Genomic DNA, 13,542 nt, shown 5'->3' on the forward strand with positions numbered 1-13,542 from the left:
ATTCCAATTGCACTGATAGTAACACCAAGGATTAGACATGGTAAAACCATCAAAAAAGCCATTAGATACACGGGATTGTTCATCGCCTATTTAGTTTTATCCGGTTCTGTCATCCATACTTTAAGTTTATGAGCATATCGTATGCATCGAGTCCGGGAAAAAGATTATATAGATGCCCCAACAGCACTTGGGAAGTGCTATCAGGGCAATCAACCTAAACCTACGTAAAGATAATATTAATTTCTAAATAGAGAATAAATCAACAGTTTCGTCTACTGCGAAGTCTTTGAAATCATTGATTTAATAGTACTAGCAATTTACGAAAGTGATGTACTGCCCGGTTCTGTTACCACAGTTGTCCACAAGGTGTACGCTCACACTTCCACCGATAAGCTGGCCCTCCGGTGCTCTGGTTACATAACATGATGAGCCGCTTACAAGGCTTGGCGTACCCGTTGTTGGGGCGATCGATAAGCCCGGAGCTGCTGGCCCCCATTGGGCGCTTGTTATACCATATGGATTTCCTATCGACAACGACTGACCATTATATAATAGGGAAACCATGATCGTCTGACCCGGACAGATGGGAACAGCAAATTTATTGGCAATCCCTTCAAAGGTAATAAGATCCTGTGTCAGTATGGTCGTAATGGTACGGCTAATGGTTACGCCTGCGGGTAAATAGGATAGCCCGCTTACCGAAAGACTTATGGAGGCACTGTTTGTAAGAACATTTGATTGTATCTGCACGGAATTGGTTCCCTGACCCGATAATATTGTCAGCCCTGTACCGACACTCCAAGTATAAGTGGCGCCAGTTATACCCGGAACACTAAAAGTTCCTGTATCACAGATGCTATCGGGACCGGCAATCCTGAACAGCATGAGTTGCAGAGGAACGTTACCGTCTATAATGCTTTTCATTCTTGTGATCTGGCCCAGTGAAAACCTTGTACGGCAATTATCAAATGAATAAGACATAATGTTTGCCGTATCAGGAGAATATCCCGATGGTCCCGTGTACGCACAAGTCCATGAATCTACATATCCTGTGTTTGACAGGTCGGGATCGGGCGGTGTGTCACAGACAAAATCTCCGCATACTGTACAGTTAGTTGGTGTTTCGGCACACCCTCCGGGTTCAAGGGCATGATGCGTATGATACAGGCCAAGAACATGTCCAACTTCATGGGGAAATGTGCTTTGACCGATGACAAAATTCGAATAAGCCATAATCAGGGCAGTACCCGGTATGTTATCAGCTCTTCCGCCCCAACCACCGGAGCCAGGTGGAAAATCATTCGGAAGCAGGTATACATTAATAACATTTGGTTGAACATTGGTGGCGAACAGTTCAGCATACATGTTAGGCGTCATATTTGCGAAATAGTCGCTCAATATCTCATCGTATCCCGCATGAAGAAAGAAGATATCAGTGTCTTCATAGTATTGATTTATCGAGCTCACCATACTATTGAGATAACTTGCCGGTTCATTTCCCGAACCGTTGCTATATCGGACAATATGGAAAAAAAACTTAAAATAAGCGGGGGTTTCCAATAAAGGGGTTACTAGTGCCTCCTGTTGCAAAAGGATATCCGGAATATCGGTTACCGTACCGCAAACAATGTTCAATGCTCCTTGAGCGTTCTCATTTTCAGTGGTTCCATTCATAACTTAAAAACTTATGTTAATTAGAAATTTTAGTAAACTTCCTGATAAAGCTCCCTTCATCACCTGCTCTGTAAGAGATTAAAAGATTCTCTTCTGTAAGGCTCATACCGGGGGGATAGGTAGGATCAAAACCTTCTGACATGCAGGGAGCTTTTATTTCTATCGTATTGTCTTCTTTTACGGAATAGGTTCCTTGACATGGAGGATCTGTTTCGTAAGAGATCAACTGACTGTCTACGGTTAATTCAATTTCAAAAGATTCACTGTCCGGCACCTTTTGCCATGCTGAATTTTGTTCATCGGTGTAGTAGACATCCGTCCTTAGTGTTTCTGTCAGTTTCCATTTCCCCTGAAGGGCAATGGGGCCGTTATTGTCACCGTTGTCATCCTTATCACAGGAACTATTAAAAAATAAAGATATTATAATCATGGTCATCAGGAACTTTTTCATATGCGGATATTAAATGTGGTATATGCGGTAAAATGGTTATTATTAAGACGTTTAGTCTATCTTTATTGCTACATCAATATTGAAATTAATTTTGTTTTTTCCAGAGATCATTGCCATAATTAAACTTTCAGTCCTTATTTTTGCATATGCCCAATAACAGAGACAAACAGAACAAACAAACCAATCAGTATGATAAGATTTTCCGTGAAAACATGGAAACAGTACTACCGGGGATCGTTGAACATCTGTTAAAGCTCAACATTGTGAGTAGCGAAGAATTGCCCGACGATGTGCAGCACACCAAAGAGCGCAAGCCTGATCTGCTTAAAAAAGTAACCGATACCAATGGAGAAACTTACGTTCTCCATATAGAATATCAGGCTAAAAACGATAAGGATATGATATTCCGCATGGCCGAGTACAGCATCATGTTGCAGCGGAGATATCATATTTCCGTCAAGCAGTATGTTATTTTCATTGGAGCGGCCAAACCGAACATGGCCGTAAACCTTGCAACGGAAGATTTGCAGTTCCGTTATAATCTGGTATCACTCTCCACGATAGACTACAAAATATTTCTTCAATCTGATAAACCGGAAGAGAAAATCTTGGCAATTTTAGCTAACTTTGTAGATGACAGCCCTGTAGAGGCAATTACAATGATACTACAGGAGATAAGGTCTGTTGCTGGCGGTGACTTAACGGAGAGCCGATATTTTAACCAGTTGCGGGTCTTGGTTCAATTACGTAAATTAGAACATCAATTCGACGAAGCTATGGAAACGATAACAAAATTTTTTAAAGAGGAAAAAGATCCTTTATTCCGTAGAGGTGAGGCAAAGGGAGAAGCAAAAGGCGAATTAAAGGAGCGGACTACTATTGCCCGTGAGATGAAAAAGGATGGGATACCTGTAGATCAGATTGCCAAATTCACCAAGCTTTCTCTCAAAGAGATCGAGAAGTTGTAGTCTTTTTCATAATAGATATAATGATAAAAGCCATCCCAAAATGGCTTTTATTTTTTGGTGACCGCATCCTCTACATTGTTTTTTGTACGTTTGTATCAATAGGTTTAGGTTGGAAGCCCTCCTCACGTCCCACACGTATTCACGGAAGGGCTTCCTTGTTTCTAAATCCATCATTTATTAAATCAATATATTTATCTTCGCTGCATGACCCCACAAGAACTGCAAGAATATTTTGAAAACAATCCCCCTCCTAAACAAATACGGTGGAAAGAATGGGCCAAGATTACAGACTCGAAGAAGTTCATCGACAATGCCTTGATGTGTATAAGTCAATTCAAGGGCAACTATAACAATTGTCCAGATTATTGGCACTTGATGGAGTTTTATCGGGATATACAGGAAGGTAAGATATAGTCACTACACTTACCAACCTATTCATTAAGGTGAACCTATTCAAATAAAGAGTATTCATAACGCCTAGAAATTTTTCTTCCCTGAATAGCCGCAATTTTTAGCAAATAAGACAATCTGACGGCTATCGCTTTTTCTAGCTTATACGGATCAAGATGAGGTTGGACTTTTAAGAGTTCTTCTACAATATCATCTTTAAATCCAGCACCAATTTGGGTAAGGACAAAGGCAATTTTGTTGTCGAGCTTGGAATGGGAATTGAATTTTTCTTCGGGTTTTAACCTTATGTGATTTTTTGGTTTATGGGTTGAAGAGCCATTTATATCAATTTGATCAACATCAGATGGTGTAGCAGTTCCTAATTCTTTTATAGACGGACTGGATAAATATGAAATTGTTCTATCTATGTGAAAAATCTTTTGCTCTAGCTGCACTTTTAACTCCATGAGATAGTCAATTATTTGTTTAGGTGTTGCTTTTAGACTCGCCATAACCTTTTATCGGCTGAATTTCTTAAAAAAATTTTTAATGTATAATACAAAATACGAAAACCACCTCAATTAGAGGTGGTCTAATAAATTCGTGAAAATAAGCTGTTATTTCTCTTCTTTAGGCCAAACAATATCTGGCTTAATAGTTGAAATCAAATCTTTTACTAAATCCTTCAAGCTTGAATCTCCTGAGTATGTTCCAATATAACAATTAACACTATTGTTGTAAGTGCCTGTACCGGTATTAACGTATATAGGCTGCTTGCTGGAAGACACAAAAAGTGCAATAGGTAAATTATAAAGAGCGGACAGCTTGTTCGCTTCTTCATAGCTTGGGTCTCTTTCTCCTAAAGCGAGCGCTTTAAACTCTGAAATATCAATTTTTGCTAACTCTGCTGCTTCTTCTACTGTCCATTTTCGTTTTTTATTCTCTTCTTCGATTATAATTGAGGAAACCATTTTTATTTGTTTTGAGAGTTTAAGAATTTTTCTAATAATGACGTAAATTTTTCTCGCTCCTGCCGAGCCTGAGATAATTCATCTTTCAATAATTCAAAGAGTTCTTTGTTTAGATCTCCTGTTCTATTATCATATGTTTCGATAGTACTATTTATACTGTTATGGTAATTGCCTTGACCATTATTATAGTAGATTGCACTTGCTTCTGTAGAAAAAAAATATTCTGGATCAATATCATACAATTTAGCCAATTGTTTAGCTCTTTCTACTGTAAGCCTTATTTGTTCAGATTCAAGCTTATGGTATGTTGATTGACTAATTCCCAATTCACTAGCCACAAATTCCTGACTATACCCGTTTTCGTCTCGAAGTTTTTTTAGTTTAGCACCTATATTCATAATCTACAAAATAACCACAAAAAGTAATAAAGATGAATAAAGTAATTACAATGCCGAATTGCTTTTTTCTTGTAAAACACTGATATTTACCATTCAAATGGCAGGAAGCATTATAGCTTTCTACTGAGAGTTAAAGTTAATAAAAATATTGCATAATAATTTAGAATAGAAAAAAAACAGAACAACATACACTTGCAATTCTAAAAGGAATTGTAGCAACGGGCCTCGTAACCGAAACTGCTAAAATATCGCACGAGGTATAAGTGTTGCGCCAAAATATTTTATATTTGCCCCTGCCCAAAAAAAGGTGGGGTTGGCGCACCTTATGTCTTTTTGTGCGATAAGCTTGTCTGAAAAGACTAGTGAAACGGAAAACCCGACCTTGTTGGGTGAGTACGGGGGTCTTAGCAGTACCCTGGTTACAATTAGATGTTAAGTGTGCGACCAACCCCCTCTTTAGGGGGTAAGTTGCACGGACATTTGGCTCGTTATCTATGAATAACGATAATGAGCATTGACAACAAAATATCGCAATCAACTAACCAAACCATTAAAGATTTCTTTAATGAATATCCGGGTGGGTTGCTCTTTGAGTTGTTATATGATGCAATTACTATTTGTGCGCTGGACGAAAAATCAGGGATAAGCGATAATCGAAAATCCTCCCTCGTAGCATTTTTAGAACGATGCGACAAACTACTTTTAACCTTAGAGCCTACCAATACCTCACCTAAAACTCACCAAAACCAAAATCTTGAAAGAACCAATAAGCTAAAGCAATCAGTATCTCTTCTATACCAGCCGTTTTTTAACAAAGTTCCTACATCTGAAAATATTGAAAACAGATCAAATTATGATCAGCATATTGACTTCAAAGTAGTAAGGCAGCTTTTGGCAAAACATCTTCAGCTAAAGGATATCGCTACACGCTTTTTTATTCGTTATGGGTTAAAGGAAGCGTTTGACCTTTTGGCATCTCTTGCCAATGGAGAATCTAATAGAGGCGAACTTGCCAAGTTTAATAACGATTTAAGGCACCTTCTTTTTGCCCTATATACCATTTCAAAAGAAAAACCGGAAAACTCATTTCTGAATAGTAAAGGAGGGTCTTATGCTCAATAGACACCTCCTGCGTACCCCCTTAATTAAAGAATGTTCAAATCTCAAAAACCTCTACAAGAACATAATAAAATCTCCCGTGTAATTCCCCTTTCTTTCCCTTCTCCTGTAATAAAAAAGCCAGAGATTTCTTCTTTTTAAACCAAACCAACCCTAATAAAGAAAATGGACTTAACGCTCATAAGGGGATTGCTATGTCTTTCCCATTTTAATCATATAAGACTATCTATAATAATATTAAACAATCATGTGTTTGCTGCTGAGGCGATGCAGGCTCCAATGCGACAGGGGTCTGCTGCCAAAGCAGTTTTAGTTTTAAGCACAAGTCAAGACAATAATAGAACATCAGCGAAAGGGGGATTCAAATAAATGAAATCCCTTTTTACCTTAATGCTCTCCTTAACAGGCTATTTAGCCTACTGTCAGACCTATACCATAAAAGGAACGGTAAAGTCAAGTGCTGACGATGCTCCGCTAGCAGGAGCTACAATACAAATCAACAATACACGAAATGTTACCAAGACAGACCAAAGTGGAAATTTTACTATCAACATCGATCAGGAAAATGGGAGACTCAAAGTTTCCTATCTAGGTTATCAGAACAAAGAAATCGATTTTGATATTAACAGTAGCCTATCCTATAACTTTAATCTTGATCCAGAGGAAAACTCATTGGACGAGGCGGTAGTAATCGGTTATGGAGAGACTAGTAGGCGCTTTAATACAGGGAGTATTTCTTCCATTACCGCAAAGGAAATTGAACAACAACCTGTAACAAACGTTCTTTCCGCTTTATCAGGGCGTATGCCCGGAGTATTCGTTCAGACCACAAATGGCTTGCCCGGAGGTAATATCAACATCCAAATTCGAGGAACAGGATCAATAGCAGCAGGTACGTCTCCATTGTATATAATTGATGGTGTGCCATTTGATGGAACATTTACTAATCCTGCTGGTGCGTTGACTTCACAAAATATTTTGGGTGCGATTAGCCCACTAAACAGCTTAAATCCAAACGATATAGAAAGTATCACTGTGTTAAAGGATGCAGATGCAACTGCAATCTATGGCAGCCGTGGGAGTAACGGAGTAGTGTTAATAACAACAAAGAAAGGGCAAAATGCTCAAACACAGGCCGACTTTAATGTCCAGTTTGGAACAAATTCAGTTGCCAATTATCCCGATCTATTAGAAATTCAAGAGTACTTAAAAATGAGAAATGAAGCCTTTCTCAATGATAACAGGTTACCTTCCTCAGATCCTCTATCGCCCGATTATGCACCAGACCTCATGGTATGGGACACGACCCAGAATGTTGATTGGCCAAAATACCTTTTAGGAAATAACGGAAATGTAACAAATATCCAAGCTAGTGTTTCAGGAGGAAACAACCTGACAAGTTTTAGGCTTGGAGCAAATTATCGAAAAGAGAGTACCATCTTAGCGGGAGAAAGCAGTTATAAGAGAACGGGATTTCAGGTGGGATTAAACCATTCGTCTGATAACCAAAAATTTAAGCTTATATTTTCGGGTACTTATAACACAGATGACAACCGTTTACCGAATCCAACTATTGGTTTAAATCAGAGCATTTTATTGCCGCCAAATTACCCTTTATTCAATCCCGATAATAGTTATAATTGGTATGCAGGTGTAAATCCGCTAGCCCAATTAGAGGCAACCAGCGACGCAAAAACAAATAATATAGTCGGTAATATAACTCTATCTTATTCAATTACTCCTGAATTGAATATTAAAGCAAGTGCGGGATACAATAGCATAGATTTAAAGCAAACACAGATATTCCCGTCAAATTCTTTATATCCGGGAACTGTAAACTATACGAATTTTGGAACCAACGATAAAAATTCATTTATAGTTGAACCGCAAATAGAATATATGAAGATTTTTCAACATTCGAAGATGGAGTTTTTAGTTGGGGCAACTTATCAATCTAGCAACTCCGAAAGCCAATTTATAAGGGCATCTAATTTCAGTAATGAAAGCTTGATGGAGAATCTTTCATCAGCAGGGACAGTTGACAGTAGAACTAATAATTTCACTGATTATAAGTACGCCTCTGTATTCGGTAGGATTACATACAATCTATTTGAGAAGTACATTTTCAACGGCGTATTACGTAGGGATGGGAGTAGCCGATTTGGTCCGAACAATCGCTTTGGGAATTTTGGTTCTGTTGGTCTTGCCTGGGTTTTTAGTAATGAAAATTGGATTAAGGATAATATAAGCGTATTGAGCTATGGAAAACTACGTGTAAGCTACGGCAAAACAGGGAATGATCAGATAATTGATTATCAATATCTTTCTACCTATAGTTCAGGGAATTTTTATCAGGATATCTCAGGTTTGAGGCCTTCAAGAATTGCAAATGACGATTTTAAATGGGAAACAACTAAGAAACTAGAAGCAGCACTCGAAATTGGAGCATTTAAAGATAGAATTTTGATTTCAACTGGCTATTATTTTAATGAGAGTGATGATCAATTAGTTGGTTATCCAATTCCTACATTAACGGGATTCAGTAGTTATCAGGCAAACTTACCTGCTGTAGTTCAAAATTCAGGATTGGAGGTTGAGCTTAATACCGTTAACATTCAGAATAAAAATTTCAGATGGTCAACTACTTTTAATATCACATTACCAAAAAACAAGCTAGAAAGCTTTACGGATTTAGAAAACAGTAGTTATAGGAACACTCATGAAATAGGTTATGATATTACTCGAATTTATGGCTACCAATTTATTGGTGTAGATCCAAATACAGGGTTAGGTCAATATTCTGATGAATACGGGCAGGCATCATCTGTACCTTATGGGTACCATAGAAGAGGCAAACGATCACCAGAGTTTTACGGAGGTATTGGGAACAGTATTATCTTTAAAAACTTCCAACTTGACGTCTTTGGCCAATTCTCAAAGCAGATGTTAGAGGGAGGACTTTTATACTCTCCCGGTGCTTATGCTTACAATAACTACTCTCTTGTATTGGATAGGTGGGCAAATATTGGAGACAATGTTTCGGTTCCCAAAAGCTCCAATCTACCTGATTTTTACTATAACTTTTCAACTGCCAATTTATTCGATGTATACTATTTTAGAATAAAGAATATTTCACTTTCCTACAGCTTTTCAGACAAAATAAAAAAAACACTCAAGTCAAAAGGCATAAGGTTATCCGTGCAGATGCAGAATCTATTTACTTTTTGGGATAAAAATTCAGCAATAGTTGACCCAGAGTCTGGTGCAATTAGCTCTTCTGTCAGGAATATCCCGCCTGTTAAAGCAATTATCTTTGGAGCCCAATTTAGCTTATAGAAATAATCAAATGAGAACTTTAAATATATTTACAATTACCATTTTGATGGCTGGAATCCTTTCTTGGAGATGTTCAAAGTTAATTGAAGTCGGTAATCCCAAGAATCAACTAATAGATGAAACTGTTTTCAATGATTCATTATCAGCAGTTTCAGCGTTGGTCAATACCTATGCTTATCTTGGAAGCGTATCCGCATCTGTCGGTGGCGCTTACATTAACAATATAAGTCTATATACGGATGAATATTCGTTAACGACTTCAGCAACTGACCCTCAACAATTCTTTCAAAGTACCGTTTCTATAGACAACGCAACTAATAAAAATATCTGGACTCGCTTTTATGAGGTAATTTATTCATGTAATAACATAATAGAAAAAGTGTCGTCAAGCAATGGATTAACAGAAACAACTAAGAATCTTTTATCGTGCGAGGCAAAATTCCTTAGAGGATATTCATATTTCTATTTACAAAATCTATATGACAATGTCCCCCTAATTCTTAGCACTGACGTTAACCAAAATAGACTAGCATCTCAGGCAGACTCTTCTTCTGTGTATGATCAGATAATATCCGATTTAAACGATGCCAAAAATGGTTTACAGAATGGATACCAAGGAACTGGAAAGGTTAGAGCGAACAAGTGGGCTGCCATAGCTTTACTTGCGAGAATATATCTTTACAAAGAGGATTGGGAAGCAGCAGAAAAGGAGGCATCATCTATTATAAGTTCAGATTCGTATTTTCTTTCTGATGCGTCAAGTGTATTTTATGCGGGTAGTGACGAAGCGATACTTCAGTTATGGACACAAAATGGCTTTGTTCCTTTTATTACAAATCTAATTCCCCCAAACCCAACTTCAATACCAAACTACCCTATTTCGATGTCCCTTTATAATGATTTTGAAGATAATGATTTAAGGAAGAGAGATTGGTTAGCGTCTAATACTGTAACTGAAAGTACTGGGATAGAAATCATCTATTATTATCCTAATAAATACAAGAACAATACAAATAACACTAGTCAGCCTGAATATTTGATGGTATTACGTTTGGGTGAAATATATCTTATTCGAGCGGAGGCACGGTCAAATTTAAACAATGTCGATGGGGCTATTGAAGATATAAACTCTATAAGATATCGTGCGGGATTAAATCCTCTATCCTTTGATAATAACATAACTGAAATCCAAACAGTAATAAAAAATGAGAGAAAATTGGAACTCTTTGGAGAATGGGGTCATCGTTTTATGGACTTAAAGCGTTCAGGGACACTAGATAATTTTATGGAGAAATATAAATCATCTTGGCGTTCAGGGATAAGTACTAGACTGCCAATTCCGCAAGATGAAATCACATATAACCCAAATTTATTTCAAAATTCAGGATACTGAATTATAATTTCAACTGAAGAGACATGTTTAAAAAGCAGAGTGTTTTTATATCTCTTGTCCTGAGTATATCTTGTTCTAATGTACTCGGACAGTCCTTAAGTTCCGACATCAGGGAATTGAAAGTTGGGGACACAATTCCCAATCTAACAATAGGGAATACCATAGGAAAGAATCATAAGAACCTGAAAATAAAAAATCTATATGAAAAAGGACTATTAATAATAGATTTTTGGGCAACTTGGTGTAAACCTTGCATAAGTGAGTTAAAAAAAATAGATTCTTTAAAAATAAATTTTTCAGAAAATTTTAGTTCACTAGCAATAACCTACCAAGATTCTTCAGAGGTTCAAAGATTTCTGTCTTCACCTTCCAACATAGACATTAATAACAAATCGTCTTTGATTGTTTCAAATGACACTACCTTTAGCCAATATTTTAAACATAGGTATTTACCTCACAATATTTGGATTGACTCTATAGGAGTAATTAAAGCAATAACAGGAGGTGAACACATAAGTAAAGGCAACATTAGTTACTTTTTAGCAAATCAGGACATTCCACCCGATCTTCAGGAAAAAAAAGATAATCTGAATTTTGATTTTTTGCAGCCTTTCCATTTGGGTGACCAAATGTATAAGTACCGTTCCATAATCACTCCAATGATACCTGAAATCAACAGTGGAGTATTAGTGGACTATAAGGATCATAAAGTAAACCGTTTCTTTGCATTTAACAATCGCATTATTACTCTTTATTGGAATGCATATAGTTTATTTCAACCCAATTATAAGCCTTATCTCATACAAGCAGATGTAAAAGATAGTCTAAGGCTTTTAGGACCTTTAAAGAACAATAATAAATTACTCTTGAATTCGAAATATGAAAACCATGAATTGTGGTCAAGAGATAATCTCTTTTGTTATGAATTGGTACTTCCAGAAAGAATACAAGATAGTCTTTTTGTCACTTATATGTTTCAAGATTTGGATAGATTTTTTGGTTATAAAACAGAGATTGTCGAAAAAAAGATTCAGTGCATCGTTCTGAAAGGCAATGCTTCAAAGCTAAAAAAAATGAGATCTAAGATGCCTGAAAAACACACCTATTCACCAATTAGAATTGAATATCCAAAATTAATTGCTGAAAATATCACGACAAAAGATCTAGCTAAATTCCTAATGGGAAGTTTTAAAAATTTGAATGAACCTATAGTTGATGAATCAGATTATCCATATTATTTCGATCTTGAGATAGACTTCAGTCAGGATCTAGGTATAGATATCGGTAAAAATGGGATAGATTTAGAAATTATTATGAAACGTTTGGAGAATTTAGGCTTTTCTTTTAATAAAAAAATCAAACCATATCCCATATTAGTAATTAGCGACAAATAACAACCTAACAACAAATGGATGAAATTATTCATCCATTTGGTGTTACTATACAATACAATTTATAGTAGCTAATCATTGTATTGTATAGTAACTGGAGGCAAAGTACCGGATGTCCCTGTTGCACATGTCTCTTCATCACCACTACACCCAGTTCTACTTTGAGCACCTGAAACTGTATCATTGAAAGGCAACCCAATGTTATTGCCTTGCCTATCCACCTGCTGCCAACTGTACTGTTGCTGTGTTGAACTGGTAAAATGATTGACGATTTCAGTTGCACCTGCGATACCACTACCTAATAGAAATGTTGTCAACAGGATTTTTGATTTTAAACTTTGCTTTTTCATAGCATTAAATTTAAGGAGTTAAAAAATATATGAATTGTGATGTTATTCGTAATAGATTGTAGCTATCATTGGCCCTGACCCAGAGACTCTTTCACCCGATGCACAAACAATGTTTGTTAACCCTGGACATCCAAGTGTTGTCCTTGCGTTAGATATTGTTGCGCCCAATAAAAATAATCCACTTGGACTACCGTCTGTGTTAAAATGTGTCCAGTTGTATGTTGTTTCCTGAAAAACGACTTTACCGTTTATGGCGTTTGCTGTTGCTCCCCCGCTTCCAAGAAGCAATGCGCCTAAAAGAATTTTTGATTTCAAACTTAGCTTTTTCATGGCCTATGGATTTTATTAAGTAAAACAGTTTGAATTATGGTTTCTCATAAATATTTGTTAGCTTAAATCTATCATTTCCAAGCGGTTCCTTTTTGTGCCAATATATTGCTAGAGCCAAAAGGATAATATAAACTGCATTGAAGATTAGATGTTGTCCCCAACCCATCTGGGATATGATACCTCCGCACGTGCAAGGTAAATCGACACCTGTTGTTATTGAGACAATCTTCATCCAACTGATATAAATTTCAAAAAGAATCATTAATATTAGTGAGGCGATAAATCCTAGGTATCGGGTTTTTTCCTTATAGAGAATAAATGCTACTGCCAATTCAATAAACGGAAGAATCCATCCTACAAAAGGTGCCACAGTCTTCATCAGTGGGACTGGAGCCAAACGCATTTGGAACACGAATCTTTCATGGTCTAGTAGTTTACTTACTGCGGTGTAAGAAAATAGTAAGATTGTCAACATTACTACTGCTACGGAAAAAATCTCCTTCCAGTCCCAAGAGCGAGCGACGTTCCAAAAATTTTGTACAGTGTGCCAAAGATGTATAAATATGCTCTTCGAATATGAAATAACTGCCTTCATAATTTTATATGTGTGATATAGTGTGATAAAATTAAGGAGACAACAATATATTTTAGGTAGTAAATTCTGAAAACTTTTTCCATAAATCCGACATATCTGATGTCAGAATTCTGACATAAAGGGTGTCAGAATTCTGACAAAAACGATCATTACAAACCTATTATTGCTGTTTTTCA

Annotated in this window: 14 protein-coding genes; 6 read left to right on the forward strand and 8 right to left on the reverse strand. The window is 36.8% G+C overall.

Annotation, left to right across the window (positions count from 1 at the left end):
• Window positions 1-309: 309 nt before the first annotated feature.
• The gene (locus H8S90_RS24230; RefSeq protein WP_187340335.1) at window positions 310-1,674 is read right to left on the reverse strand and encodes a M43 family zinc metalloprotease; all 1,365 of its coding nucleotides are present in this window, start codon (window positions 1,672-1,674) and stop codon (window positions 310-312) included.
• Window positions 1,675-1,690: 16 nt separating this feature from the next.
• Window positions 1,691-2,125 (reverse strand): hypothetical protein, encoded by a 435-nt coding sequence (locus H8S90_RS24235; RefSeq protein WP_187340336.1) that lies wholly within the window; start codon window positions 2,123-2,125, stop codon window positions 1,691-1,693.
• A gap of 146 nt (window positions 2,126-2,271) precedes the next feature.
• On the opposite strand from H8S90_RS24235, the gene H8S90_RS24240 reads away from it, so the two are divergent.
• Both H8S90_RS24240 and H8S90_RS24245 read left to right on the forward strand, forming a co-directional pair.
• Window positions 2,272-3,093 (forward strand): Rpn family recombination-promoting nuclease/putative transposase, encoded by an 822-nt coding sequence (locus H8S90_RS24240; RefSeq protein ID WP_187340337.1) that lies wholly within the window; start codon window positions 2,272-2,274, stop codon window positions 3,091-3,093.
• 204 nt (window positions 3,094-3,297) lie between these two features.
• Complete coding sequence (locus tag H8S90_RS24245) at window positions 3,298-3,507, forward strand: hypothetical protein (RefSeq protein ID WP_187340338.1); 210 nt, start codon at window positions 3,298-3,300, stop codon at window positions 3,505-3,507.
• Between the two features lie 35 nt (window positions 3,508-3,542).
• Here H8S90_RS24245 and H8S90_RS24250 read toward each other — a convergent pair whose 3' ends face one another.
• The 3 genes from H8S90_RS24250 to H8S90_RS24260 form a co-directional block, all read right to left on the reverse strand.
• Window positions 3,543-3,995: a soluble adenylyl cyclase-like protein gene (locus tag H8S90_RS24250; protein WP_187340339.1), complete on the reverse strand. Its 453-nt coding sequence runs from the start codon at window positions 3,993-3,995 to the stop codon at window positions 3,543-3,545.
• A gap of 105 nt (window positions 3,996-4,100) precedes the next feature.
• Complete coding sequence (locus H8S90_RS24255) at window positions 4,101-4,454, reverse strand: helix-turn-helix transcriptional regulator (protein ID WP_187340340.1); 354 nt, start codon at window positions 4,452-4,454, stop codon at window positions 4,101-4,103.
• Window positions 4,455-4,456: 2 nt separating this feature from the next.
• Complete coding sequence (locus H8S90_RS24260; protein WP_187340341.1) at window positions 4,457-4,852, reverse strand: helix-turn-helix domain-containing protein; 396 nt, start codon at window positions 4,850-4,852, stop codon at window positions 4,457-4,459.
• A gap of 507 nt (window positions 4,853-5,359) precedes the next feature.
• Between H8S90_RS24260 and H8S90_RS24265 the strand changes: the two genes are divergently transcribed.
• The 4 genes from H8S90_RS24265 to H8S90_RS24280 all read left to right on the forward strand — a co-directional run bounded on the left by H8S90_RS24265 (window position 5,360) and on the right by H8S90_RS24280 (window position 12,094).
• The gene (locus H8S90_RS24265) at window positions 5,360-5,974 is read left to right on the forward strand and encodes a hypothetical protein (protein WP_187340342.1); all 615 of its coding nucleotides are present in this window, start codon (window positions 5,360-5,362) and stop codon (window positions 5,972-5,974) included.
• Window positions 5,975-6,340: 366 nt separating this feature from the next.
• Window positions 6,341-9,307, forward strand: a complete 2,967-nt coding sequence (locus H8S90_RS24270) for a SusC/RagA family TonB-linked outer membrane protein (protein WP_187340343.1) — start codon at window positions 6,341-6,343, stop codon at window positions 9,305-9,307.
• A 10-nt stretch (window positions 9,308-9,317) separates the two neighbouring features.
• Window positions 9,318-10,700, forward strand: coding sequence for a RagB/SusD family nutrient uptake outer membrane protein (locus tag H8S90_RS24275; RefSeq protein WP_187340344.1), 1,383 nt, complete (start codon window positions 9,318-9,320; stop codon window positions 10,698-10,700).
• A 23-nt stretch (window positions 10,701-10,723) separates the two neighbouring features.
• Entirely contained in the window at window positions 10,724-12,094 is a 1,371-nt protein-coding gene (locus H8S90_RS24280; protein ID WP_187340345.1) for a redoxin family protein, read from the forward strand.
• Window positions 12,095-12,162: 68 nt separating this feature from the next.
• Here H8S90_RS24280 and H8S90_RS24285 read toward each other — a convergent pair whose 3' ends face one another.
• The 3 genes from H8S90_RS24285 to H8S90_RS24295 form a co-directional block, all read right to left on the reverse strand.
• Window positions 12,163-12,408, reverse strand: coding sequence for a hypothetical protein (locus H8S90_RS24285; protein WP_187340346.1), 246 nt, complete (start codon window positions 12,406-12,408; stop codon window positions 12,163-12,165).
• 75 nt (window positions 12,409-12,483) lie between these two features.
• The gene (locus H8S90_RS24290; protein ID WP_187340347.1) at window positions 12,484-12,771 is read right to left on the reverse strand and encodes a hypothetical protein; all 288 of its coding nucleotides are present in this window, start codon (window positions 12,769-12,771) and stop codon (window positions 12,484-12,486) included.
• A 34-nt stretch (window positions 12,772-12,805) separates the two neighbouring features.
• The gene (locus tag H8S90_RS24295; protein ID WP_187340348.1) at window positions 12,806-13,366 is read right to left on the reverse strand and encodes a MauE/DoxX family redox-associated membrane protein; all 561 of its coding nucleotides are present in this window, start codon (window positions 13,364-13,366) and stop codon (window positions 12,806-12,808) included.
• Window positions 13,367-13,542: the final 176 nt, after the last annotated feature.

This window comes from Olivibacter sp. SDN3, from assembly GCF_014334135.1.
GTDB lineage: Bacteria > Bacteroidota > Bacteroidia > Sphingobacteriales > Sphingobacteriaceae > Olivibacter.

What these genes read in the sequence shown, in the direction of transcription:
- H8S90_RS24230 (WP_187340335.1), bottom strand. Translation starts at nt 1,674, where the DNA reads ATGAATGGAACCACTGAAAATGAGAACGCTCAAGGAGCATTGAACATT.
- H8S90_RS24235 (WP_187340336.1), bottom strand. Translation starts at nt 2,125, where the DNA reads ATGAAAAAGTTCCTGATGACCATGATTATAATATCTTTATTTTTTAAT.
- H8S90_RS24240 (WP_187340337.1), top strand. Translation starts at nt 2,272, where the DNA reads ATGCCCAATAACAGAGACAAACAGAACAAACAAACCAATCAGTATGAT.
- H8S90_RS24245 (WP_187340338.1), top strand. Translation starts at nt 3,298, where the DNA reads ATGACCCCACAAGAACTGCAAGAATATTTTGAAAACAATCCCCCTCCT.
- H8S90_RS24250 (WP_187340339.1), bottom strand. Translation starts at nt 3,995, where the DNA reads ATGGCGAGTCTAAAAGCAACACCTAAACAAATAATTGACTATCTCATG.
- H8S90_RS24255 (WP_187340340.1), bottom strand. Translation starts at nt 4,454, where the DNA reads ATGGTTTCCTCAATTATAATCGAAGAAGAGAATAAAAAACGAAAATGG.
- H8S90_RS24260 (WP_187340341.1), bottom strand. Translation starts at nt 4,852, where the DNA reads ATGAATATAGGTGCTAAACTAAAAAAACTTCGAGACGAAAACGGGTAT.
- H8S90_RS24265 (WP_187340342.1), top strand. Translation starts at nt 5,360, where the DNA reads ATGAGCATTGACAACAAAATATCGCAATCAACTAACCAAACCATTAAA.
- H8S90_RS24270 (WP_187340343.1), top strand. Translation starts at nt 6,341, where the DNA reads ATGAAATCCCTTTTTACCTTAATGCTCTCCTTAACAGGCTATTTAGCC.
- H8S90_RS24275 (WP_187340344.1), top strand. Translation starts at nt 9,318, where the DNA reads ATGAGAACTTTAAATATATTTACAATTACCATTTTGATGGCTGGAATC.
- H8S90_RS24280 (WP_187340345.1), top strand. Translation starts at nt 10,724, where the DNA reads ATGTTTAAAAAGCAGAGTGTTTTTATATCTCTTGTCCTGAGTATATCT.
- H8S90_RS24290 (WP_187340347.1), bottom strand. Translation starts at nt 12,771, where the DNA reads ATGAAAAAGCTAAGTTTGAAATCAAAAATTCTTTTAGGCGCATTGCTT.
- H8S90_RS24295 (WP_187340348.1), bottom strand. Translation starts at nt 13,366, where the DNA reads ATGAAGGCAGTTATTTCATATTCGAAGAGCATATTTATACATCTTTGG.